Origin of the sequence: Klebsiella sp. K5-45 (assembly GCF_030128605.1) — a bacterium.
GTDB classification, from domain to species: Bacteria; Pseudomonadota; Gammaproteobacteria; order Enterobacterales; family Enterobacteriaceae; genus Klebsiella; species Klebsiella quasipneumoniae.
This window is the reverse complement of the sequence record NZ_JAKUZW010000010.1, coordinates 61387-86343: the sequence shown is the minus strand read 5'-3', so window position 1 is coordinate 86343 and position 24957 is coordinate 61387. Positions and strand designations below refer to the sequence as shown.

General features: G+C 58.7%; 15 protein-coding genes and 1 pseudogene. 13 read left to right on the top strand and 3 right to left on the bottom strand.

From position 1 onward, the window contains the following. Nucleotides 1–134 precede the first annotated feature (134 nt). Both gntK and gntU read left to right on the top strand, forming a co-directional pair. Nucleotides 135–665 (top strand): gluconokinase, encoded by a 531-nt coding sequence (gene gntK, locus MKS11_RS20795; RefSeq protein ID WP_004202126.1) that lies wholly within the window; start codon nt 135–137, stop codon nt 663–665. Then, nucleotides 665–2005 (top strand): gluconate transporter, encoded by a 1341-nt coding sequence (gene gntU / locus MKS11_RS20790; RefSeq protein WP_032454241.1) that lies wholly within the window; start codon nt 665–667, stop codon nt 2003–2005. The genes gntK and gntU overlap by 1 nt, the downstream gene beginning before the upstream one ends. Here gntU and MKS11_RS20785 read toward each other — a convergent pair. Then, nucleotides 2002–2364 (bottom strand): annotated as a pseudogene (locus MKS11_RS20785) (hypothetical protein). The gene gntU and the pseudogene MKS11_RS20785 overlap by 4 nt on opposite strands. A 103-nt stretch (nt 2365–2467) precedes the next feature. Here MKS11_RS20785 and asd point away from each other — a divergent pair. The 6 genes from asd (at nt 2468) to glgP (ending at nt 13243) form a co-directional block, all read left to right on the top strand. After that, nucleotides 2468–3574, top strand: coding sequence for an aspartate-semialdehyde dehydrogenase (gene asd / locus MKS11_RS20780; RefSeq protein ID WP_049093784.1), 1107 nt, complete (start codon nt 2468–2470; stop codon nt 3572–3574). A 236-nt stretch (nt 3575–3810) separates the two neighbouring features. Further along, nucleotides 3811–5997, top strand: coding sequence for a 1,4-alpha-glucan branching enzyme (gene glgB, locus MKS11_RS20775; RefSeq protein WP_004202131.1), 2187 nt, complete (start codon nt 3811–3813; stop codon nt 5995–5997). Further along, a complete protein-coding gene (glgX, locus tag MKS11_RS20770) occupies nt 5994–7970 on the top strand; it encodes a glycogen debranching protein GlgX (protein WP_065697487.1) in 1977 nt (658 codons plus the stop codon). Before glgB ends, glgX begins: the two co-directional genes overlap by 4 nt. A 79-nt stretch (nt 7971–8049) precedes the next feature. Next, nucleotides 8050–9345 carry a glucose-1-phosphate adenylyltransferase gene (glgC, locus tag MKS11_RS20765; RefSeq protein ID WP_284109680.1) on the top strand — a complete coding sequence of 432 codons (1296 nt, stop codon included), beginning with the start codon at nt 8050–8052 and terminating at the stop codon, nt 9343–9345. Next, on the top strand, nt 9345–10778 hold the full coding sequence (gene glgA, locus MKS11_RS20760) for a glycogen synthase GlgA (RefSeq protein WP_004202133.1): 1434 nt from the start codon (nt 9345–9347) through the stop codon (nt 10776–10778). The genes glgC and glgA overlap by 1 nt, the downstream gene beginning before the upstream one ends. 17 nt (nt 10779–10795) lie before the next feature. Further along, nucleotides 10796–13243 carry a glycogen phosphorylase gene (gene glgP / locus MKS11_RS20755; RefSeq protein ID WP_284109679.1) on the top strand — a complete coding sequence of 816 codons (2448 nt, stop codon included), beginning with the start codon at nt 10796–10798 and terminating at the stop codon, nt 13241–13243. An 89-nt stretch (nt 13244–13332) separates the two neighbouring features. Here glgP and glpD read toward each other — a convergent pair whose 3' ends face one another. Further along, nucleotides 13333–14841, bottom strand: coding sequence for a glycerol-3-phosphate dehydrogenase (glpD, locus tag MKS11_RS20750; protein ID WP_004202136.1), 1509 nt, complete (start codon nt 14839–14841; stop codon nt 13333–13335). A gap of 204 nt (nt 14842–15045) precedes the next feature. On the opposite strand from glpD, the gene glpE reads away from it, so the two are divergent. Genes glpE through MKS11_RS20735 form a run of 3 tightly spaced genes read left to right on the top strand, consistent with a single transcriptional unit; the run spans nt 15046 to nt 17064 of the window. Continuing rightward, nucleotides 15046–15375: a thiosulfate sulfurtransferase GlpE gene (gene glpE / locus MKS11_RS20745; protein ID WP_004202138.1), complete on the top strand. Its 330-nt coding sequence runs from the start codon at nt 15046–15048 to the stop codon at nt 15373–15375. A 50-nt stretch (nt 15376–15425) separates the two neighbouring features. Then, nucleotides 15426–16256, top strand: a complete 831-nt coding sequence (glpG, locus tag MKS11_RS20740) for a rhomboid family intramembrane serine protease GlpG (protein WP_017899968.1) — start codon at nt 15426–15428, stop codon at nt 16254–16256. A 49-nt stretch (nt 16257–16305) separates the two neighbouring features. Continuing rightward, nucleotides 16306–17064, top strand: coding sequence for a DeoR/GlpR family transcriptional regulator (locus MKS11_RS20735; protein ID WP_032456686.1), 759 nt, complete (start codon nt 16306–16308; stop codon nt 17062–17064). A gap of 15 nt (nt 17065–17079) precedes the next feature. Here the strand turns inward: MKS11_RS20735 and malT are convergent, their stop codons facing one another. Next, nucleotides 17080–19785, bottom strand: a complete 2706-nt coding sequence (gene malT, locus MKS11_RS20730) for an HTH-type transcriptional regulator MalT (RefSeq protein WP_004202139.1) — start codon at nt 19783–19785, stop codon at nt 17080–17082. 624 nt (nt 19786–20409) lie between these two features. Here malT and malP point away from each other — a divergent pair. Together malP and malQ are read left to right on the top strand one after the other, a co-directional pair. Then, the gene (malP, locus tag MKS11_RS20725; RefSeq protein WP_004202140.1) at nt 20410–22800 is read left to right on the top strand and encodes a maltodextrin phosphorylase; all 2391 of its coding nucleotides are present in this window, start codon (nt 20410–20412) and stop codon (nt 22798–22800) included. 10 nt (nt 22801–22810) lie between these two features. Further along, entirely contained in the window at nt 22811–24904 is a 2094-nt protein-coding gene (gene malQ / locus MKS11_RS20720) for a 4-alpha-glucanotransferase (RefSeq protein ID WP_049116360.1), read from the top strand. Nucleotides 24905–24957 lie beyond the last annotated feature (53 nt).

The following is a 24957-nucleotide window of genomic DNA, read 5'->3' as shown; positions in this document are numbered from 1 at the left end:
TGGATATTGCTTCTCCACAGGTCCGGCATGACAATGTTACCGATAACAGTTACCCGTAACAATTAACCGATATGCCGCCTTCGCGCTCAATGAGTCAGCCACGGCGCGGCGTACCTGTCCGGTGGGAGGATGCTTTGAGCACGACTAATCATGATCACCACGTCTACGTTCTGATGGGCGTTTCCGGCAGCGGAAAATCCGCTGTCGCCAGCGAAGTGGCGCATCAGCTGCATGCCGCGTTTCTCGACGGCGACTTTCTGCATCCGCGCAGCAATATCACCAAGATGGCTTCCGGTGAGCCGCTCAACGATGACGACCGTACCCCGTGGCTGCAGGCGTTAAATGACGCCGCGTTTGCCATGCAGCGTACCAATAAGGTGTCGCTGATCGTCTGCTCGGCGCTGAAGAAGAGCTATCGCGACATTCTGCGCAAGGGCAACCCGAACCTCTCCTTCATCTACCTGAAAGGCGACTTCGAGGTGATCGAAAACCGTCTGAAGGCGCGTAAAGGGCACTTCTTCAAAACCCAAATGTTGGTGACGCAGTTTGAAACGCTGCAGGAACCAGGCGCCGACGAGAGCGATGTGCTTATCGTCGATATCGACCAGCCGCTGGAAGGCGTGGTGGCCAGCACCATTGAGGTGATCAACAAAGGCAGTCACTAGTGAGTACTTTAACGCTTGTTTTAACAGCTGTCGGCTCGGTATTGCTGCTGCTGTTTTTAGTCATGAAGGCGCGGATGCACGCCTTCGTGGCTTTGATGGTGGTTTCTATTGGTGCAGGTCTCTTCTCCGGCATGCCGCTGGATAAAATCGCGGCGACGATGGAGAAGGGGATGGGCGGTACGCTGGGCTTCCTGGCGATCGTCGTCGCGCTGGGCGCGATGTTCGGTAAGATCCTGCATGAAACGGGGGCGGTCGATCAGATTGCCGTCAAGATGCTCAAATCCTTCGGCCACAATCGCGCGCACTATGCGATTGGTCTCGCCGGCCTCATCTGCGCGCTGCCGCTGTTTTTCGAAGTGGCGATCGTACTACTGATCAGCGTCGCCTTCTCGATGGCGCGCCATACCGGCACTAACCTCGTGAAGCTGGTGATCCCGCTGTTTGCCGGGGTGGCCGCCGCCGCAGCGTTCCTGCTGCCGGGACCGGCGCCGATGCTGCTGGCGTCGCAAATGCACGCCGACTTTGGCTGGATGATCCTGATTGGCCTGTGCGCGGCAATTCCGGGGATGATTATCGCCGGGCCGCTGTGGGGCAACTTCATCAGCCGCTACGTTGAGCTGCATATTCCTGAAGACGTGACCGAGCCGCATCTCGGCGAAGGCAAAATGCCCTCCTTCGGCTTCAGCCTGTCGCTGATCCTGCTACCGCTGGTGCTGGTAGGCCTGAAAACCATCGCCGCGCGCTTTGTACCGGTGGGGTCTACCGCTTACGAATGGTTCGAATTTATCGGTCACCCGTTCACCGCGATCCTGGTGGCCTGCCTGGTGGCGATCTACGGCCTGGCGGTACGTCAGGGGATGGCGAAAGACCGGGTAATGGAGATCTGCGGCCATGCGCTGCAGCCGGCGGGAATTATCCTGCTGGTGATCGGGGCTGGCGGCGTCTTCAAGCAGGTGCTGGTTGACTCCGGCGTCGGCCCGGCGCTTGGTGAAGCGCTGACCGGTATGGGGCTGCCGATCGCCATTACCTGCTTCGTGCTGGCGGCGGCGGTGCGTATCATCCAGGGATCTGCCACCGTGGCGTGCCTGACGGCTGTCGGCCTGGTGATGCCGGTGATTGAGCAGCTGAACTACAGCGGCGCGCAGATGGCGGCATTATCTATCTGTATCGCCGGCGGCTCGATTGTGGTGAGCCACGTGAACGACGCCGGCTTCTGGTTGTTCGGTAAATTTACCGGCGCCACCGAAGCCCAGACGCTGAAAACCTGGACGATGATGGAAACCATCCTCGGCACCACCGGGGCGATTGTCGGCATGATTGCCTTCCAGCTTCTGAGCTAAGTCTGTTCGTCACCCGCTCGCGGGAGGCCAAAAGCCAGGGTAACGCCGTTTACCCTGGCTTCCCGGCAATAAGCCGCGCTTTTTCCCTCTTTTCTCTTCCGGCTCCTCGCCCTTATTAGCGCTACGACGATACTCGTATCCTTCGGCAAGCCTTGCTGCACCTGGGTTTGTTGCTTCTTTTTGGCAAGGGGAAAATCAGCCGATTTCGTGCTTAATCCATAATCAGGATCAATAAAATCGCAACGGAAAATGTTCCATTCCCTGGGTGATTTCCCCGATAATCATTGCGCTTTTGACGACGACCAGCGACGGTGGACAATGCGCAGGATAAGTTGCTTTTCTGATTGTTCAGCAATCATTGATTAATTTCACTTGCGACTTTAGCTGCATTTTGTAAGGTGAGGGATAATCCAGTTGGAAACTGGTCAGGCACAAACAGCACACACCTCGCAGGAATACGTTATGAAAAATGTTGGTTTTATCGGCTGGCGCGGAATGGTCGGCTCTGTTCTCATGCAACGCATGGTTGAAGAGCGCGATTTCGACGCCATTCGCCCGGTGTTCTTCTCTACCTCCCAGCTGGGACAGCCAGCGCCGTCATTCGGCGGTAGCACCGGTGGCACGCTTCAGGATGCGTTCGATCTGGACGCGCTGAAGGCACTGGACATTATTGTCACGTGCCAGGGCGGCGATTACACCAACGAGATTTACCCGAAGCTGCGCGAAAGCGGCTGGCAGGGTTACTGGATTGACGCGGCCTCTTCGCTGCGCATGAAGGACGATGCGATCATTATCCTCGACCCGGTTAACCAGGACGTGATCACCGCCGGCCTGAACAACGGCGTAAAAACCTTTGTCGGCGGCAACTGTACCGTCAGCCTGATGCTGATGTCCCTCGGCGGCCTGTTTGCCCAGGATCTGGTGGAGTGGGTCAGCGTGGCGACATACCAGGCGGCCTCCGGCGGCGGCGCGCGTCATATGCGCGAACTGCTGAGCCAGATGGGCCAGCTGCACAACCACGTCGCGACAGAGCTGGCGGACCCGGCTTCCGCCATTCTGGATATCGAGCGCAAAGTGACGTCGCTGACCCGCAGCGGCGAGCTGCCGGTGGATAACTTCGGCGTTCCGCTGGCGGGCAGCCTGATCCCGTGGATCGACAAACAACTGGATAACGGCCAGAGCCGCGAAGAGTGGAAAGGTCAGGCGGAGACCAACAAGATCCTCGCCACCTCGTCCGTTATCCCTGTAGACGGCCTGTGCGTCCGCGTTGGTGCGCTGCGCTGCCACAGCCAGGCGTTCACCATCAAGCTGAAAAAAGATGTCTCTATCCCGACCGTTGAGGAGCTTCTGGCCGCGCACAACCCGTGGGCCAAAGTGGTACCGAACGATCGCGACATTACCATGCGCGAGCTGACCCCAGCCGCGGTGACTGGCACCCTGACCACCCCGGTCGGACGCCTGCGTAAACTGAATATGGGACCGGAATACCTGTCGGCCTTTACCGTTGGCGACCAGTTGCTGTGGGGCGCCGCCGAGCCGCTGCGCCGGATGCTTCGCCAGCTGGCGTAAGCGCAGGATGAACAGAAAGGGAGTCTTCGAGCCCCCTTTTTTTTTGCGTAATACGGGAGTAAACGCGGATGTTAGATTTTTCCCCACGGAGGTAACTCAGCCTTGGCTATGCTTTAAGTAAGGAATTCCTTACCTGAAGGTGGGACGGAGCAGAAGGATGCAAAAAGCGCTGCGCCGTTCAGGTCAAAAAAGTCGCCAGTTACAGGAATGAGCGACACTTACAACAGGATGAAAGCATGTCTAATCATATCGATAGAGACGTGATTAATGCGCTAATCGCCGGTCATTTCGCGGACCCTTTTTCCGTGCTCGGCATGCACCGTACCGACGCCGGGCTGGAAGTGCGCGCATTATTACCCGATGCCACCGATGTGTGGGTTATTGAACCAAAAACCGGACGCAAAGTCGGCAAGCTCGAATGCCTCGACTCGCGTGGTTTTTTCAGCGGCGTTCTGCCGCGGCGTAAAAACGCCTTTCGCTATCAGCTGGCCGTCACCTGGCACGGACAGCAGAATCTGATTGATGACCCTTATCGCTTTGGTCCGCTGCTGCAGGATCTTGACGTCTGGCTGCTGTCGGAAGGGACCCACCTGCGCCCTTACGAAACGCTGGGCGCGCATGCCGCCACCATGGACGGCGTTACCGGCACCCGTTTCTCGGTGTGGGCGCCGAACGCCCGCCGCGTCTCGGTGGTGGGGCAGTTTAACTACTGGGACGGCCGACGCCACCCGATGCGATTCCGCAAAGAGTCCGGGATCTGGGAGCTGTTCGTTCCCGGCGCGCACAATGGCCAGCTGTATAAATTCGAACTGATTGACGCCCACGGCCACCTGCGGGTCAAAGCCGATCCTTATGCCTTTGAGTCGCAAATGCGTCCGGAAAGCGCCTCGCTTATCTGCGACCTGCCGCCCAAAGTGGAACAGCCGGCGGACCGCAGAGCGGCGAACCAGTTTGATGCCCCGATCTCTATCTATGAAGTGCATCTCGGCTCCTGGCGTCGCCATACCGACAATAATTTCTGGCTGAGCTACCGCGAGCTGGCCGACCAGCTGGTCCCCTACGCGAAATGGATGGGCTTCACCCATCTCGAGCTGCTGCCGGTTAACGAACACCCGTTCGACGGCAGCTGGGGCTATCAACCTACCGGCCTCTATGCGCCGACCCGCCGTTTCGGCACTCGTGACGATTTCCGTTACTTTATCAACGCCGCGCACGCCGCCGGGCTGAACGTCATTCTTGACTGGGTGCCCGGCCACTTTCCGGCGGATGATTTTGCCCTTGCCTCGTTTGACGGCACTTCGCTGTATGAGCACAGCGATCCGCGCGAGGGATATCACCAGGACTGGAATACCCTGATCTACAACTACGGACGTCGGGAAGTCAGCAACTACCTGGTGGGTAACGCGCTGTACTGGATCGAACGCTTCGGCATCGATGCGCTGCGCGTCGACGCGGTGGCCTCGATGATCTATCGCGACTACAGCCGCAAGGCGGGGGAGTGGATCCCTAACGAATACGGCGGCCGGGAAAATCTGGAAGCCATTGAGTTTCTGCGCAACACCAACCGCATCCTTGGCGAACAGACGCCGGGCGCGGTCACCATGGCGGAAGAGTCCACCGATTTCGCCGGGGTAACCCGTCCGCCAGCCGGCGGCGGCCTCGGTTTCTGGTTCAAATGGAACCTCGGCTGGATGCATGACACCCTGGATTACATGAAGCTCGATCCGGTGCATCGCCGCTACCATCACGACAAAATGACCTTCGGCATGCTCTACAACTACACCGAGAACTTTGTGCTGCCGCTCTCCCACGATGAAGTGGTGCACGGCAAAAAATCGATTCTCGACCGCATGCCGGGGGATGCCTGGCAGAAGTTCGCTAACCTGCGCGCCTACTACGGCTGGCTGTTCGCTTTCCCGGGGAAAAAACTGCTGTTTATGGGCAATGAGTTTGCTCAGGGCCGCGAGTGGAACCATGACACCAGCCTCGACTGGCATCTGCTGGAGGGCGGCGACAACTGGCACCACGGCGTCCAGCGGCTGGTGCGCGACCTGAACCATACCTATCGCCACCATAAGGCGCTGCACGAGCTGGATTTCGACCCGTACGGCTTCGAATGGCTGGTGGTCGACGACCATGAGCGCTCGGTGTTTGTCTTTGTGCGCCGCGACCGGGCCGGGAACGAGATTATCGTCGCCAGCAACTTCACGCCGGTACCGCGCCACGACTACCGCTTCGGCATCAACCAGCCGGGCCGCTGGCGCGAGGCGTTGAATACCGACTCAATGCACTATCACGGCAGCAACCAGGGCAACGGCGGCGTGGTGGAAAGCGATGCTATCCCCAGCCACGGTCGCGAACATTCGCTGTCCCTGACCCTGCCGCCGCTGGCGACGATCTGGCTGGTCCGGGAGGCGCAATGACCAATCTCGCGGCAGGCAAACCTGCGCCGTTGGGCGCCAGCTATGACGGCAAAGGGGTGAACTTCGCCCTCTTCTCCGCCCACGCGGAGCGGGTGGAGCTGTGCGTGTTCGACGAGCAGGGCAACGAGCAACGCTTCGATCTCCCGGCGCGCAGCGGCGATATCTGGCACGGCTGGCTGGCTGGCGTCGGGCCGGGCCTGCGCTACGGCTACCGGGTGCATGGTCCCTGGGATCCGGCGCAGGGACACCGCTTTAACCCGGCCAAGCTGCTGCTCGATCCCTGCGCGCACCGGGTGGAAGGCGAGCTGCCGGACGACGAACGCCTGCACGGCGGAATGTGGCAGCCGGATCATCGCGACAGCGCCGCGATAGCGCCAAAATCGCAGGTCGTGGATCTGCATTACGACTGGCTGGGCGATCAACCGCCGCGTACCCCGTGGGGGGAAACGGTGATTTATGAGGCGCACGTGAAAGGGCTCACCCTGCTTAATCCGCAGCTGCCGGAAGCCATTCGCGGAACTTATAAGGCGCTGGGCCACCCGGTAATGATCGCTTACTTCAAATCGCTGGGCATTAGCGCCCTTGAGCTGTTGCCGGTGGCGCAGTTCGCCAGCGAGCCGCGACTGCAGCGGATGGGGTTGAGTAACTACTGGGGCTACAACCCGCTGGCATGGTTCGCGCTGGATCCGCGCTATGCCAGCGATCCGACGCGCGCCCTGGATGAGTTTCGCGATGCGGTTAAAGCGCTGCACGCCGCCGGTATCGAAGTGATTCTGGATATCGTGCTCAACCATAGCGCGGAAATCGATCTTGAAGGTCCCACCGTCTCCCTGCGCGGAATCGACAACCGTAGCTATTATTGGGTAAGGGAAGATGGCGATTATCACAACTGGACCGGGTGCGGGAATACGCTCAATCTCAGCCACCCGGGGGTAGTGGAACTGGCGCGCCAGTGTTTGCGCTTCTGGGTGGATGAGTGCCATGTCGACGGTTTTCGCTTCGATCTCGCCTCAGTGATGGGGCGGACGCCGGAATTCCGCCAGGATGCGCCACTGTTCGAGGCTATCCGCCACGACAGCGTGCTGTCGCAGGTGAAACTGATCGCCGAACCCTGGGATATCGGCCCGGGGGGCTACCAGGTGGGCAATTTTCCCCCGCTGTTCGCCGAGTGGAACGACCATTTTCGCGATAGCGCCCGCCGCTTCTGGCTGCAGCAAAACGTCTCCCTGGGGGATTTCGCGCAACGCTTCGCGGCCTCCAGCGATCTCTTTGCCCGTGATGGCAAGCCGCCATCGGCGACGGTCAACCTGGTGACGGCCCACGATGGATTCACGCTGCGCGACTGCGTTTGTTTCAATCAGAAACACAATGAGGCAAACGGGGAGGAGAATCGCGATGGGACTAACAATAACTACAGCAACAATCATGGTATAGAAGGATTAGAAGCTAATTTTGCGGTGATTGAACGGCGACGCGCCAGCGTGCATGCGCTGCTGACGACGCTGCTGCTGGCTCAGGGGACGCCGATGCTGCTGGCGGGCGATGAGCAAGGCCACAGCCAGCACGGCAACAATAATGCTTACTGCCAGGACAATGCCCTGACGTGGCTGGACTGGCGCCAGGCGAACCCGGGATTAACCGCCTTTACCGCGGCGCTGATCCACCTGCGCCGGCGCATTCCGGCGCTCACCCGCAACCGCTGGTGGCAGGAGGGGGATGGCAGCGTCCGTTGGCTTAATCGCAATGCCCAGCCGCTGACTGCCGGGGAGTGGCAGCAGGGGGCAGCGTGTATGCAAATCCAGTTGTCGGATCGCTGGCTGCTCACGCTGAACGCCACCGCAGAGGTGGTCGATATGGTTTTACCCGAGGGGGAATGGCGCGCCGTTCCTCCATTCGCCGGAGAGGATAATCCGGTCATCATGGCTGTCTGGCATGGGCCCGCGCACGGAGTGTGCGTATTTCAAAGGTCGTAAGCCCTGAAGCTTCCGGTAAACCCGTGGCGGCGGCGCGGCGGGATGAGCAGGAAAGCGGGGGTGTAAAAAGGAGTTAATCATGGTTAGGCTTGAAAAAAACGATCCGCTGATGCTGGCGCGTCAATTACCCATCAAATCCGTGGCGTTGATCCTCGCGGGCGGCCGTGGCACCCGGCTTAAGGATCTCACCATTAAGCGTGCGAAACCTGCCGTTCACTTCGGCGGCAAGTTCCGTATTATCGATTTCGCATTATCTAACTGCATTAACTCAGGGATCCGCCGCATCGGCGTTATTACCCAGTATCAGTCGCATACGCTGGTGCAGCACATCCAGCGCGGCTGGTCTTTCTTCAGCGAAGAGATTAACGAGTTTGTCGATCTGCTGCCGGCTCAACAGCGCGTACACGGCGAAAACTGGTATCGCGGCACGGCGGATGCGGTGACGCAGAACCTGGATATCATCAGCCGCTACAAGGCCGAGTACGTGGTGATCCTCGCGGGCGACCATATTTATAAGCAGGACTACTCGCGCATGCTGATCGACCATGTCGAAAAAGGGGCGCGTTGCACCGTGGCCTGCATGCCGGTGCCCATTGAAGAGGCATCCGCCTTCGGCGTCATGGCGGTCGACGAAAACGAAAAGATCATTGAGTTTGTCGAGAAACCCGCCAACCCGCCGGCGATGCCGACCGACCCGACCAAATCGCTGGCCAGCATGGGCATTTATGTCTTTGACGCCGCCTATCTTTATGAGCTGCTGGAAGAAGACGATCGCAACGAGAACTCCAGCCATGATTTCGGCAAAGACATCATTCCGAAGATCACTGAAGCTGGCATGGCTTATGCACATCCTTTCCCGCTCTCCTGCGTGCAGTCCGACCCGAACGCCGAGCCGTACTGGCGCGACGTGGGGACGCTGGAAGCCTACTGGAAGGCCAACCTCGATCTGGCGTCAGTCACGCCGGAGCTGGATATGTACGACCAGAACTGGCCGATCCGTACCCATATGGAATCGCTGCCGCCGGCGAAGTTCGTGCAGGACCGCTCCGGTAGCCACGGCATGACCCTGAACTCGCTGGTTTCCGGGGGGGGCATTATCTCCGGGTCGGTGGTGGTGCAGTCGGTGCTGTTCCCGCGCGTGCGGGTGAACTCATTCTGTAACATTGATTCGGCAGTTTTGTTGCCAGATGTCTGGGTGGGGCGCTCATGCCGCCTGCGTCGCTGCGTGATTGACCGCGCCTGCGTCATCCCGGAAGGTATGGTGATTGGTGAGAACGCGGAAGAGGATGCACGCCGCTTCTATCGCTCAGAGGAAGGTATCGTGCTGGTGACCCGCGACATGCTGCGGAAATTGGGGCACAAACAGGAGCGCTAATGCAGGTCTTACATGTATGTTCTGAGATGTTCCCGCTGTTAAAGACGGGCGGTCTGGCGGACGTCATCGGCGCGCTGCCGGCGGCGCAAATCGCGGAGGGTATCGATACGCGCGTGCTGTTGCCGGCGTTTCCTGATATCCGCCGCGGCGTGGTGGATGCCCAGGTGGTGACCCGCCGGGATACGTTCGCCGGGCGGATCACGCTGCTGTACGGCCACTTTAACGGCGTGGGGATCTATCTGATAGACGCCCCGCATCTCTATGACCGGCCGGGGAGCCCTTACCACGATACCAACCAGCACGCTTATACCGACAACGTTCTGCGCTTCGCGCTGCTGGGCTGGGTGGGAAGCGAAATGGCCAGCGGACTGGATCCATTCTGGCGTCCGGATGTGGTCCATGCCCACGACTGGCACGCCGGCCTGACGCCGGCCTACCTGGCGGCGCGCGGCCGCCCGGCTAAATCGGTCTTTACCGTGCATAACCTGGCGTATCAGGGGATGTTTTACTCCTGGCATATGAATGATATCGAACTGCCGTGGTCGTTTTACAACATGCATGGCCTCGAGTTTAACGGCCAGATCTCGTTTCTGAAGGCCGGTCTTTACTACGCCGATCATATTACGGCGGTGAGCCCGACCTACGCGCGCGAGATCACCGAGCCGCAGTACGCCTACGGCATGGAGGGGCTGCTGCGTCAGCGCCATCATGAAGGACGGCTGTCGGGAATTCTCAACGGCGTTGACGACGGTATCTGGAGCCCGCAAAACGACCTCCTGCTGCCGATGCGCTACGATCGCGACACGCTGGAGGAGAAGGCGGAGAACAAGCGTCAGCTGCAGATCGCCATGGGCCTGAAGGTCGATGATAAAGCGCCGCTGTTTGCTGTCGTCAGCCGTCTCACCAGCCAGAAAGGGCTGGATCTGGTGCTCGAAGCGCTGCCGGGCCTGCTTGAGCAGGGCGGCCAGCTGGCGCTGCTGGGCGCCGGCGATCCGGTGCTGCAGGAAGGGTTCCTCGCCGCCGCCGCCGAACATCCAGGCAAAGTGGGCGTGCAGATTGGCTACCATGAGGCCTTCTCCCACCGCATTATGGGGGGCGCCGACGTCATTCTGGTCCCGAGCCGCTTTGAACCCTGCGGCCTGACCCAGCTGTACGGTCTGAAGTACGGTACGCTGCCGCTGGTGCGCCGCACCGGCGGTCTGGCGGACACGGTCTCAGACAGTTCGCTGGAGAACCTTGCCGATGGTCTGGCGACAGGTTTTGTCTTTGAGGACAGCAATGCGCTGTCATTGCTGCGCGCTATTCGTCGCGCCTTTGTCCTCTGGTCGCGCCCGTCGCTCTGGCGCTATGTGCAGCGTCAGGCGATGAATATGGATTTTAGCTGGCAGGTTGCCGCGAACTCCTATCGCGAACTTTATCAACGCTTGATGTAACCACTGGAGTCATTGTTATGAATGTACCCTTTAGCTATGCATCACCGACGCTGAGCGTTGAGGCGTTAAAGCATTCTATTGCCTATAAGCTGATGTTTATCATCGGCAAAGATCCGGCCATCGCCAACAAGCATGAATGGCTTAACGCCACGCTGTTTGCCGTTCGCGATCGCATGGTGGAGCGCTGGCTGTGCTCCAACCGCGCGCAGCTCTCGCAGGAAGTGCGCCAGGTATACTATCTGTCGATGGAGTTCCTGATCGGCCGTACCCTCTCGAATGCCCTGCTGTCGCTCGGCATCTATGACGATGTGAGCAGCGCGCTGGCGGAGATGGGGCTCGATCTCGAAGAGCTGATCGATGAAGAGAACGACCCCGGGCTTGGCAACGGCGGTCTGGGCCGCCTGGCGGCCTGCTTCCTTGACTCCCTGGCGGCGCTAGGCCTGCCGGGACGCGGCTATGGGATCCGCTACGACTACGGGATGTTTAAACAGAATATCGTCGATGGCCGGCAAAAAGAGTCCCCTGACTATTGGCTGGAGTACGGTAACCCGTGGGAGTTTGAGCGCCACAATACCCGCTATAAAGTGCGCTTCGGCGGCCGCATTCAGCAGGAGGGGAAGAAAACCCGTTGGATTGAGACGGAAGAGATCATCGCTGAAGCCTACGACCAGATTATCCCCGGCTTTGACACTGACGCCACCAACACGCTGCGTCTGTGGAGCGCACAGGCCAGTAGCGAAATAAACCTCGGTAAGTTCAACCAGGGTGACTATTTCGCCGCGGTCGAGGATAAGAACCACTCCGAAAACGTCTCCCGCGTGCTCTATCCGGACGACTCAACCTACTCCGGCCGCGAGCTGCGCCTGCGCCAGGAGTATTTCCTCGTCTCGGCCACGGTGCAGGATATCCTGAGCCGCCATTACATGTTGCATAAGACCTATGACAACCTGGCGGACAAGATTGCCATTCATCTGAATGATACCCACCCGGTGCTATCGATACCGGAGCTGATGCGCCTGCTTATCGATGAGCATAAATTCAGCTGGGACGAGGCGTTCGAGGTGACCTGCCAGGTCTTCTCCTATACTAACCATACCCTGATGAGCGAAGCGCTCGAGACCTGGCCGGTGGATATGCTGGGTAAAATTCTCCCGCGCCATCTGCAGATTATCTTTGAGATTAACGACTACTTTCTCAAGACTCTGCAGGAGCAGTATCCCAACGATACCGCGCTGCTCAGCCGTACCTCGATCATTGACGAGTCCAACGGCCGTCGCGTGCGGATGGCCTGGCTGGCGGTGGTGGTCAGCCACAAAGTCAACGGGGTGTCGGAGCTCCATTCCCGGTTGATGGTGGAGTCGCTGTTTGCCGAATTCGCTAAAATTTTCCCGATGCGCTTTACCAACGTGACCAACGGCGTCACGCCGCGCCGCTGGCTGGCGCTGGCCAACCCGCCGCTGTCGAAAGTGCTGGATGAGCATATCGGCCGCACCTGGCGGACCGATCTGAGCCAGCTTGACGAGCTGAAGCAGCATATCGACTATCCGACGGTCAACCAGGCGGTGCGTCAGGCTAAACTGGAAAACAAACAGCGGCTGGCCAGCTATATTGCGCAGCAGCTCAATGTGGTGGTGAATCCGAAGGCGCTGTTTGATGTGCAGATCAAACGCATTCACGAGTACAAACGCCAGCTGATGAATGTGCTGCACGTTATTACCCGCTATAACCGGATCAAAGCCGATCCGCAGGCCGAGTGGGTGCCGCGGGTGAATATTTTCGCCGGTAAGGCGGCTTCAGCCTACTACATGGCCAAGCATATTATTCACCTGATCAACGATGTGGCAGCGGTAATCAATAACGATCCGCAGATTGGCGACAAGCTGAAGGTGGTCTTTATCCCCAACTACAGCGTCAGCCTGGCGCAGCTGATCATTCCGGCAGCAGACCTGTCGGAACAGATCTCCCTCGCAGGCACGGAAGCTTCCGGCACCAGTAATATGAAGTTTGCCCTTAACGGCGCGCTGACTATCGGCACCCTCGACGGGGCGAACGTGGAGATGCAGGAGCACGTGGGCGAAGAGAATATCTTTATCTTTGGTAACACCGCGGAAGAGGTGGAGGAGCTGCGTCGCAGCGGCTATAAACCACGCGAATACTACGAACAGGATGAAGAGCTTCACCAGGCGCTGACGCAGATCGGTACCGGCGTTTTCAGCCCGTCAGAACCGGGGCGCTACCGCGACCTGCTGGATTCGCTGATTAACTTTGGCGACCACTACCAGGTGCTGGCGGACTATCGCAGCTATGTGGACTGCCAGGATCGCGTCGACGAGCTGTATCAACATCCGGAAGAGTGGGCCTATAAGGCGATGCTGAATATTGCCAACATGGGCTACTTCTCTTCCGACCGGACGATCCAGGAGTACGCGAAATATATCTGGCATATCGACCCGGTAAGGCTGTAAGCCAGTCAACGCAACACAACGGGGCCATTTGGCCCCGTTGTTTCATTATTGCGGTTGAACCTGGCCTCAGGCGTTTCCGCCGGGCAGCGTTACGACGCTAACGACAGCTCAGACTTTCCCGCATGCTGCGCCAGCCATTCGCTGATGCGCGCCTGCTGCTCGCCATTCAGCCACATGCCCTGTTTGGTACGGCGCCAGATAGCGTCATCCAGGCTGCGCACCCATTCATGCTCAACCAGATACTTCAGCTCGGCTTCATAAAACTCATGGCCAAAATCTTCTCCCAGATCGCTCAGGGCGCTGGCTTCCTTCAGGATCCACTCGCTGTTGCTCCCGTAGGTGCGGGCATAATGGCGGGCCAGTGATTCGCTGATGAACGGGAAGCGACGGCGCAGTTTTGCCGCGTAGTCGTCGCGGTCGCCGCCAATATCGCCGCCGGGGAGCACCGCGGTTTTGGTCCATGCCGGGCCGATCCCTTTGTAATAGGGGGTCAGTTTTTCCAGCGCGTGCTCTGCCAGTTTGCGATAGGTGGTCAGCTTCCCGCCGAAGACAGAGAGCAGCGGCGCCTGGCCGTTCTCATCGTGAATATCCAGCGTGTAGTCGCGGGTGATCGCCTGCGGCGAATCCGACTCGTCGTCGCACAGCGGACGGACGCCGGAGTAGGTCCAGACGATATCGTCCCGGCTGAGGGTCTTTTTAAAGTGCGCGTTATAGACGTTCAGCAGGTAGTTAATCTCTTTATCATCAATGGCCACCGCTTTCGGATCGCCCTTATACTCGACGTCCGTCGTGCCGATGATGGAGAACTCATCCATCCACGGGATAACAAACACAATACGTTTATCTTCGTTTTGCAGAATGTAGGCCTGCTTCTGGGTATGTACCCGCGGCACCACGATGTGGCTGCCCTTAATCAGGCGGATACCGTAAGGCGAGCGCAGATGCATCCCTTCGTCGAAGAACTGTTTGACCCATGGACCGGTGGCATTGACCAGACCGCGCGCCTTCCAGGTAAACTTCTCGCCGCTATCAATATCTTCCGCTTCCACCACCCACAGGCCATTCTCTCGTTTTGCCGAGATGGCGCGAGTGCGGGTGCGTACTTCGCCGCCTTTGCGGACGACCATCTGCGCGTTGGCCAGCACCAGGCGGGCATCGTCGACCCAGCAGTCGGAATATTCGAAACCGCGCACAATTTCCGGCTTAAGTACCGATTCTGCGCCAAAACGCAAACCGGTGGATCCCGGCAGGCTGGTGCGTTTGCCCAGATGATCGTACATAAACAAGCCGATACGGATCATCCATGCCGGACGCAGATGCGGGCGATGCGGGAGACGAAAGCGCATCGGGAAGGCGATATGCGGGGCCATTTTTAACAGCACTTCGCGTTCGGCCAGCGCTTCGCTGACCAGGCGGAACTCATAGTGTTCGAGGTAGCGTAGCCCGCCGTGGATCAGTTTGGAACTGGCGCTGGAGGTGGCGCAGGCGAGATCGCGCGCTTCCAGCATCAGTACGGATAAACCACGCCCGGCGGCATCTGCCGCGATACCGGCACCGTTGATGCCTCCGCCTATCACAATCAGATCTTTGGTTTCCACGTTCTTACCCTCTCACACTTTCGTTTAAGCTCACAAATGCTCGATATCGCTCACTATAGCAAACAAACGCGCTTTTGGTAACATCAAAAAAACATTTTGGAGTGATGGGTGTAACATATTGGCGTTTCTTTACCGCCTGACGGTACACTACAGGGTAAAATTGGGCCGGCCATCGCCCGTCATGACGAGTAAGAGAAGAGAACCATGGAACAGTTTGAATGTATCAACGTTGAAGAAGCGCACCAGAAACTGCATCAGCAGACGGCGGTTTTGGTCGATATCCGCGATCCGCAAAGCTATGCGATGGGCCATACGCCGGGCGCGTTTCATCTGACCAACGATACGCTGGGCGCGTTTATGCGTGACCACGACTTTGACACGGCGGTGATGGTGATGTGCTATCACGGCAACAGCAGCAAGGGCGCCGCGCAATATCTGCTGCAGCAGGGGTTTGATAAGGTCTACAGCGTTGACGGCGGGTTCGACGCCTGGCATCGCCATTTCCCGGCGGAAGTGGCGCACGGGACGTTTTAACGACTGGCAGGTATACTATCTCCCTTTGTGTGGAATAAGCGATTCGCTGCATGTTAATGATTACCTCTTTTGCCAACCCGCGCGTGGCCCAGGCGTTTGTCGATTATATGGCGACGCAGGGGATTATCCTGACTATCCAGCAGCACACCCAGAGCGACGTCTGGTTGGCTGATGAGAGCCAGGCCGGGCGCGTCAGGGCTGAGCTGGCGCGTTTTCTCGAAAACCCGGCGGACCCGCGCTATCTGGCGGCGAGCTGGCAGTCCGGACAGACCAATAGCGGGTTGCGCTATCAGCGCTTTCCTTTCTTTGCCACGCTGCGGCATAACGCCGGCCCGTTCACCTGGGCGATTCTGCTAATCTGCATCGCGGTGTTCATCCTGCAAAATCTGGTGGGCGATCAGCCGGTGATGATTTGGCTGGCCTGGCCCTACGATCCTTCGCTGCAGTTCGAAGCCTGGCGCTATTTCAGCCATGCTTTCATGCATTTCTCGCTGATGCATATTCTCTTCAACCTGCTATGGTGGTGGTATCTCGGCGGCGCGGTGGAAAAGCGCATCGGCAGCGGCAAGCTGGTGGTGATCACCGTCATCAGCGCCCTACTGAGCGGCTTTGTGCAGCACCAGTTTAGCGGCCCGTGGTTTGGCGGCCTGTCGGGCGTGGTCTACGCGCTGATGGGCTATGTCTGGCTGCGGGGCGAGCGCGATCCGCAGAGCGGTATTTATCTGCAGCGCGGGTTAATACTCTTCTCTTTAGTGTGGTTAATTGCTGGCTGGTTTGATGTTTTCGGCATGGCGATCGCCAACGGCGCGCACGTGGCTGGTCTGGCGACCGGTCTGGCGATGGCGTTTGTCGATACCTTGCATGGGCGAAAACGCGCATAAAGACTTACCGACAGGGGTCGGGTAGGCGACATTTTTCCAGGGATATTTCATGAAACAAACACAACGTCATGACGCCATTATCGAGCTGGTAAAAAAACAGGGTTACGTCAGCACGGAAGAGCTGGTTGAGCAGTTTGCGGTCAGCCCGCAGACCATCCGCCGCGACCTGAACGATTTAGCCGAACAGAAAATGATCCTCCGCCACCACGGCGGCGCGGCGCTGCCCTCCAGCTCGGTGAACACCTCCTGGCACGATCGCAAAGCGACCCAGACGGCGGAGAAAGAGCGTATCGCCCGGCGGGTGGCCAGCGAGATCCCGGACGGGGCGACGCTGTTTATCGATATCGGCACCACGCCGGAAGCGGTGGCGCACGCCCTGCTCGATCACAACGATCTGCGGATTGTGACCAATAACCTTAACGTCGCCAACACGCTGATGGTGAAAGAGGACTTCCGCATTATTCTTGCCGGCGGCGAACTGCGCAGCCGCGACGGCGGGATCATCGGAGAAGCTACCCTCGATTTTATCTCGCAGTTCCGTCTCGACTTCGGCATTCTCGGCATCAGCGGCGTCGACAGCGATGGCTCGCTGCTGGAGTTTGATTATCATGAAGTGCGCACCAAGCGCGCGATCATTGAGAATTCACGCCACGTGATGCTGGTGGTGGACCATACTAAGTTTGGCCGTAACGCGATGGTCAACATGGGAAGCATCAGCATGGTCGATGCGGTCTATACCGACGTGCTGCCCCCGACGGGCGTGCTGAAGGTCATTACCGATAACAACCTCCAGCTCGAGCTGTGCTAAACGACAACGGCGTCGTCAGACGCCGTATCCCATCATCTTAAGCAGCTGCTGGGCATGCTGCACCGCGTCCTGACGGTGGGCGACGCCCAGTTTCTGATACAGATTGCGAATGTGGGTCTTGATGGTGGTGGCCGCCACGTCAAGCTCGCCGGCAATCTGCTCGTTGCTGTAGCCGGAATAGATTAAGCCAAGCACCTGCCATTCGCGCTGGGTCAGCGGGCTGGTGCGGATAAGCTCCGGCACCTCCGGGTGATTCAGCAGCCGCTCGACGAACCCTTCGTCAAAGTGGGCGAATTTGTGGCGATGATGTTGGTTAATGTCGCGCAGAATACGCTGGGCGCGGTGTTGCTCCAGCTCCGGCAGGGTGTTCAGCTGGATCAGCTGGCGCAGCTGCTGGGCCATCGCCTCGCCTTCAATCACAAAGTGGTTGATAAAGCCGGTGCGGTTGGCGAGCGTCAGGGCTTCCAGCAGGGCTTTCTGCGCTTCGCTCTTGCGTCCTGCCTGCCAGTACAGCTGGTTGAGCAGCAGCAGGTTGCGGTTGAGATCGCTCATCAAACGCAGCGAACGCGCATTTTCGTTCAGCTCTTCCAGCACCATTTCCGCGGGTTCGAAATCGCCCAGCAGGATCTGCGCGCGGGCAATATTGCGCCATTGGCTCTGCAGGAAGTGGTTATTGGCGAATTCCGGCTTCGGCGTCTGGCGCAGCCAGTTGGCCGCCGCGGTTTTATCGCCGGTCATCTGCCAGTAGATCACCCGCACCTTGTCGGCGTTGGAGACCCAGTCGCTGTGATAGTGACCATTACCGAGCAGGTTCTCCAGTCGGTTCAGGTGGCTGCGGGCATTATCCAGATCGCCGCGCGCCAGCGAGCATTGCACCATGAGCGCCAGGCACTGTAGCTGCTGCTGTGGTTGATAAGTTGAGAGGACCTCCATCCCCTGACGGGCGCAGGCTTCAGCTTCGTCGAGGCGCGCCCATGCCCACAGCAGCTGAGAGCGGATGCGCAACAGGAACTCATGCATCGGCAGCTGCTCAAGATGCTGTTCGCGTACCAGCTGGAAGGCTTTCTCCTGGCTCTCCCAGGCGGCCTGCAGGAAGCCCTGGGCGAACAGAATTTCGCTTTGCTGAATGATGCTCCACAGGGCGTAATGCCACACGTCGTGACGGCGGGCCATCTGTTCGGTCTGCTGCATCACGGCGAGAGATTTGGTCAGTTTACCCTTACAGTGGAGGACTTCGCCATGTACCGAGGTGGCGACGATGCGGCTGTAATAGTTGGCCAGCGGCAGCTCTTCCAGGGCCACCATCGACAGACGTTCCGCCTCGTCCTGGTCGCCGTCGTTAATCGCCACCTGCGCGCGCAGGGCGTTGAAATCGCCATGCATCGCGGTATCCATTTCGACGCTCATCTCCTGCTCGGCGCGCGCCAGCAGGGTGTTGACTTCGCTGTAGCGATGCTGGCTCTGCATCAGCCAGGCCTGCAGCAGGATCAGGCGCGGATTTTCCAGCAGATTTGACCAGGGCAGCGCCGACAGCGACTGCTCCAGCAGGCCCAGTTCGCTATGGTTAAACATGCCCCAGGCGTGATTGAGCAAGATATCGCGCAGCATTTTGGCATCGCCGGCCGCCAGCGCATGGTGGATAGCCTCGCTGGGGAAGCCTTGCGCCATCCAGCTTTCCGCCGCGGCGCGGTGGATCTCCGGCAGTTCAACCGCCAGCTCCCACTGACAGCGCTGGCGCAGGAAACTGCCAAACAGCGGGTGATAGCGGAACCATTCGCCGGAATCATCCATCCGCTGCAGGAACAGCCCCTGACGTTCGATCTCCTCCAGCTGCATCTGGCCATTCTCTTCGCCGGTGACGCGAACGATTAACGCGTCGTTCATTGAGCGCAGCAGCGAACTCTTCAGCAAAAAGTTGCGCGTGCGGGCGTCGACGTTATCCAGCACTTCATCCACCAGATAATCCGACAGATGGCTGGCGTTAATCCCGGCGAGTCGGCGGGCGGAGTGTTGGGCGGAGGAGTTATTCTGGCGGGCGGAGAGGGCGATGAGCTGCAGCGCGGTGGCCCACCCGGCGACGTCGTCGCACAGCCGGCTGCTGTCGTCGGCTTCGATAGGCGACGTCAGACGGCAGTCGAAAAATTGTTTCGCTTCCTGGTGGGTAAAGGCCAGCTGCTGGCTGCCAATCTCCAGCAGCTGATCGCGGACGCGCAGGTTGGCAATCCCCAGCTGCGGCAGGTTCCGCGACAGGACCACGAGGGTCATATTCTCCGGCTGATGGCGGAGGAAAAAGCGCATCGCGTCATGGATCACCGGATTATTGATCAGATGGTAATCATCAATGACGAGGTACAGCGGGCGCTGCCAGTCGGCGAGTTCAATAAACAGCTGTGCAAAAAGAGAGGAGAGGCTGGCGTACTGGCGCTTTTGCACCATCGCTTCACTGGCCGCGCAGTGGTTGCCGGTGGCCTGCTGGATCGCCGCGATCAGATAACTGGCAAAACGCTCCTGCTGGTTGTCGCCTTCGTCCAGCGAAAACCACCCAAGATCGTTTTTACCTGCGGCCCACTGAGAAATGAGCGTTGTTTTACCGTACCCGGCAGGACTGGTGATCAGCACGAGACGATAATTGTTCGCGCCGGAAAGTTTCGCCAGTAAACGCTCACGAACCACGGTGTGTTCAAGGCGGACCGGACGACTTAATTTGGACGGAATCAACATAGTTCTACATTTCGCTGTGCAAGAGAGAGGTTGCGATTTTTTTTGCGCTTCGTAATTAATATCTAATAAGGTCGGTGATTATGAAATTTATTGCAAGTTATGTCCGAAGTTTATGCTCTTGAATTTGCTCTATGTCACAAATTTCGACATTGGTTGCGAATGGGGAAAAATCGCAGGCAGGACTCGTCATCAGCGGTTTTTAGCCGGTGGTGAGCGGAGCGGGGAGAGATTAATTTTATGTCTGAAGTAGTTGTTTGTTTTTATTAAATTATTGTCAGTGATTTCTTAGAAGTAATCTTTTTTGCGGGTTAATGTGATGAAATGTGCTTATTTTCCCGGAGGTCTCTATTTATTTTTTTAATAACCCTGCGAAGGGCGGGAAAATTTTTGCCGCGTATTGGCCTGTAACAAATTTTTGGTCGGCAGAAATGGCATCTCGACTGTCATACTGCGGTGATTTTTACAGCATATTTTGGCCTTCTCACCCACACTATAGTGGTCAGGATCACACTTTTCGCTCATCCCCGGCACTCCTCCCTGTCTAATCCCCGTCGGGATGAGGACGATGAATCGGGAGGTCGGCACACTAGCGCCATCGTTTTAGTAAAGGACCCGGATCTCATTATGTCACAGACTTCATTTAACAAAGCTCAGTTTCAGGCTGCACTGACGCGTCAGTGGCAGCGTTTTGGTTTACAGTCCGCTTCCGAGATGACGCAGCGTCAATGGTGGCGCGCCGTCAGCGGAGCGCTGGCGGAACTTCTGTCGGCGCAGCCGGTGGCAAAACCAGCGCAAGGACAGCGTCACGTTAACTACATCTCGATGGAGTTTCTGATTGGCCGCCTGACCGGCAACAACCTGCTCAACCTGGGCTGGTACGAGGGCGTGAGCGACGCGCTGAAAGGCTATGACGTCAACCTCACCGATCTGCTGGAAGAAGAGACCGACCCGGCGCTGGGTAACGGCGGCCTGGGCCGTCTGGCAGCCTGCTTCCTCGACTCCATGGCGACCGTGGGGCAGTCGGCGACCGGTTACGGCCTCAATTACCAGTATGGTCTGTTCCGCCAGTCCTTTGACGACGGCCAGCAGAAGGAAGCTCCGGACGACTGGGGCCGCAGCAGCTACCCGTGGTTCCGCCATAACGACGCGCTGGATGTCCAGGTCGGTATCGGCGGCAAAGTCAGTAAAAACGGCGAGTGGCAGCCGGCGTTCGTCATTACCGGCGAAGCCTGGGACCTGCCGGTGCTAGGCTATCGCAACAACGTCGCCCAGCCGCTGCGTCTGTGGCAGGCCAAACATGCTCATCCGTTTAACCTGACCAAATTCAACGACGGCGATTTCCTGCGCGCCGAGCAGCAGGGCATCGACGCGGAAAAACTGACCAAGGTGCTGTACCCGAACGACAACCATCAGGCCGGTAAAAAACTGCGCCTGATGCAGCAGTACTTCCAGTGCGCTTGCTCAGTGGCCGATATCCTGCGTCGTCATCATCTGGCAGGCCGCAAGCTGGCCGAGCTGGCGGATTACGAAGTGATCCAGCTGAACGATACGCACCCGACCATCGCCATCCCGGAGCTGCTGCGCGTGCTGATCGACGAGCACCAGCTGAGCTGGGATGACGCCTGGGCGATCACCAGCAAAACCTTTGCTTACACCAACCATACCCTGATGCCGGAAGCGCTGGAGTGCTGGGATGAGAAGCTGGTGAAAGCGCTGCTGCCGCGCCATATGCAGATCATTAAAGAGATTAACGACCGCTTTAAACTGCTGGTGGACAAAACCTGGCCGGGCGATAAGCAGGTCTGGGCGAAACTGGCGGTGGTGCATAACAAGCAGGTGCGGATGGCCAACATGTGCGTGGTGGGCGGTTTTGCCGTCAACGGCGTAGCGGCGCTGCACTCGGACCTGGTGGTGAAAGATCTGTTCCCGGAATATAACCAGCTGTGGCCGAACAAATTCCATAACGTGACCAACGGCATCACACCGCGCCGCTGGATCAAGCAGTGCAACCCGGCGCTGGCCACGCTGCTGGATGAGACGCTGAAAAAAGAGTGGGCCAATGACCTTGACCAGCTGATCAATCTGGAAAAATACGCTGACGATGCGGCATTCCGTCAGACCTATCGCGATATTAAGCAGGCCAACAAAGTTCATCTGGCCGAGTTTGTGAAGCAGCGTACCGGGATTGAGATCAACCCGCAGGCGATTTTCGACATTCAGATCAAACGTCTGCACGAGTACAAGCGTCAGCACCTCAACCTGCTGCATATCCTTGCGCTGTACAAAGAGATCCGCGAAAACCCGCAGGCCGATCGCGTACCGCGCGTCTTCCTGTTCGGCGCGAAAGCGGCGCCGGGCTACTATCTGGCGAAGAATATTATTTTCGCCATCAACAAGGTAGCGGAAGCGATCAACAACGACCCGAAAGTCGGCGATAAGCTGAAAGTGGTCTTCCTGCCGGACTACTGTGTTTCGGCTGCGGAAAAACTGATCCCGGCGGCAGATATCTCCGAGCAGATCTCCACCGCGGGCAAAGAAGCCTCTGGCACCGGCAACATGAAACTGGCGCTGAATGGCGCGCTGACCGTCGGGACGCTGGATGGCGCCAACGTGGAAATCGCCGAGCAGGTCGGTGAAGAGAACATCTTTATCTTCGGCCACACGGTAGAAGAAGTGAAAGCCCTGAAAGCGAAAGGCTACGATCCGCTGAAATGGCGTAAAAAAGACAAACTGCTTGATGCGGTGCTTAAGGAGCTGGAGAACGGCACCTATAGCAACGGCGACAAGCATGCCTTCGACCAGATGCTGCACAGCCTGCTGCAGGGCGGCGACCCGTATCTGGTGTTGGCCGATTTCGAAGCCTACGTGGCGGCGCAAAAACGGGTAGATGAGCTGTATCGCGACCAGGAGGCCTGGACCCGCGCGACAATTCTCAACACCGCGCGCTGCGGCATGTTCAGCTCCGACCGCTCGATCCGCGATTATCAGCAACGTATCTGGCAGGCGAAACGCTAAAGGAAGGCCTATGGAGAGTAAACGCCTCGATAATGCCGCGCTGGCGGCGGGCATCAGCCCCAGCTATATCAACGCGCACGGCAAGCCGCAGTCTATCGCGGCTGTCACCAAACAGCGTCTACTGGATGCGATGCATCGCTCAACCGCCGCCACGAAAGTGGCGGTTAACCCGCTGCCGAACGTGAAGATCTTCACCCACGGCAAAAAAATGTCGCTGCCGGTGGCAGGACGCGGTGAGTATCAGTGGATCCTGACCACTGAGGACGGTAAGCAGTATCAGGGTAAAACCCGCGGCGGCGAGACGCTGCCGCTGCCGGCCAAACTGCCGGAGGGGTATCACTCCCTGACGCTCACCCAGGAGGGGGAGCGCTGGCACTGCCGGACCATCGTCGCTCCGGCCCGCTGCTATGAGCCGCAGCCGCTGAAAGAGGGGAAAAAGCTGTGGGGCACCTGCGTGCAGCTGTATACCCTGCGTTCGGAGAAAAACTGGGGGATCGGCGATTTTGGCGATCTGCGCGCCATGCTGCCGGAAATCGCCCGCCGCGGCGGGTCGTTTATTGGTCTCAACCCGATCCATGCCCTCTATCCGGCGAACCCGGAGAGCGCCAGCCCCTATAGCCCTTCTTCACGTCGCTGGCTGAACGTTATCTACATCGACGTCAATGCGGTTGACGATTTCCAGCATAGCGAAGAGGCGCAGGCGTGGTGGCAGTCCGCAGCGACGCAGCAGGCCTTGCAGGCGGCGCGGCAAACGGATGATGTGGACTATACCGCGGTCACCACGCTGAAAATGACCGCGCTGCGTATGGCGTGGAAACGATTCTCTCGTCGTGAAGATGAGCAGATGACGGCGTTCCGCGAGTTTGTTCTGCGTGAAGGGGAAAGCCTTTACTGGCAGGCCGCTTTCGATGCGCTGCACGCCTGGCAGGTTCAACAGGACCCGCTGCGTTGGGGCTGGCCGGCCTGGCCGAAGGCCTTTCAGGATATCGACAGCCCGGAGGTGAAAGCCTTCTGCGTCGAGCATGAGGACGACGTCAGTTTCTATCTCTGGCTGCAGTGGCTGGCCTGGAGCCAGTTTGCCGCCTGCTGGGAAACCAGCCAGCGCGATGGGATGCCGATCGGCCTCTACCGCGATCTGGCGGTGGGCGTCGCCGAAGGCGGCTCGGAGACCTGGTGCGACCGTGAGCTGTACTGCCTGAAAGCGTCCGTGGGCGCGCCGCCGGATATTCTGGGTCCGCTGGGCCAGAACTGGGGCCTGCCGCCGATGGATCCGCATATTATTGCCGCTCGCGCCTATGAGCCGTTTATCGACCTGCTGCGCGCCAATATGCAGAACTGCGGCGCGTTGCGCATCGATCACGTGATGTCGGTGCTGCGTCTGTGGTGGATCCCCTATGGTGAAACCGCCGACCATGGCGCTTACGTTCAGTATCCCGTCGACGATCTGCTGTCGCTTCTGGCGCTGGAAAGCCAGCGTCATCGCTGCATGGTGATCGGCGAAGATCTGGGCACGGTACCGGTGGAGATCGTCAGCAAGTTACGCAACAGCGGCGTCTATTCTTATAAGGTGCTCTATTTTGAGAGCGATGCAGAGAAAACGTTCCGCGCGCCTGCGCTGTACCCGGAGCAATCAATGGCTGTGGCGACGACGCACGACCTGCCCACCCTCCGCGGCTACTGGGAAAGCGGCGATCTGACGTTAGGTAAAGCGCTGGGTCTCTATCCTGATGAGGTGGTGCTGCGCGGGCTGTACCAGGACCGTGAGCTGGCGAAACAAGGGCTGCTGGATGCGCTGCATAAGTACGGCTGTCTGCCCAAGCGTGCCGGTCATAAGGCCTCCCTGATGAGCATGACGGGGATCCTCAACCGGGGGATGCAACGTTATATTGCCGACAGCAACAGCGCCCTGCTGGGCCTGCAGCCGGAAGACTGGCTGGAGATGGCGTCGCCGGTCAATATTCCGGGCACCAGCACCGAGTACCCGAACTGGCGCCGGAAGCTTTCCGTCACCCTTGAGCAGATGTTTGCCGATGAACAGGTCAATAAGCTGATTAAGGATCTGGATAAACGGCGCAAGGCGGCGAGCAAAAAAGCCGCCTCCTGATGACACCCCGCCGCGCGCTCCTCTGCGCGGCGAAGAGGATGTCCGATAAAAAA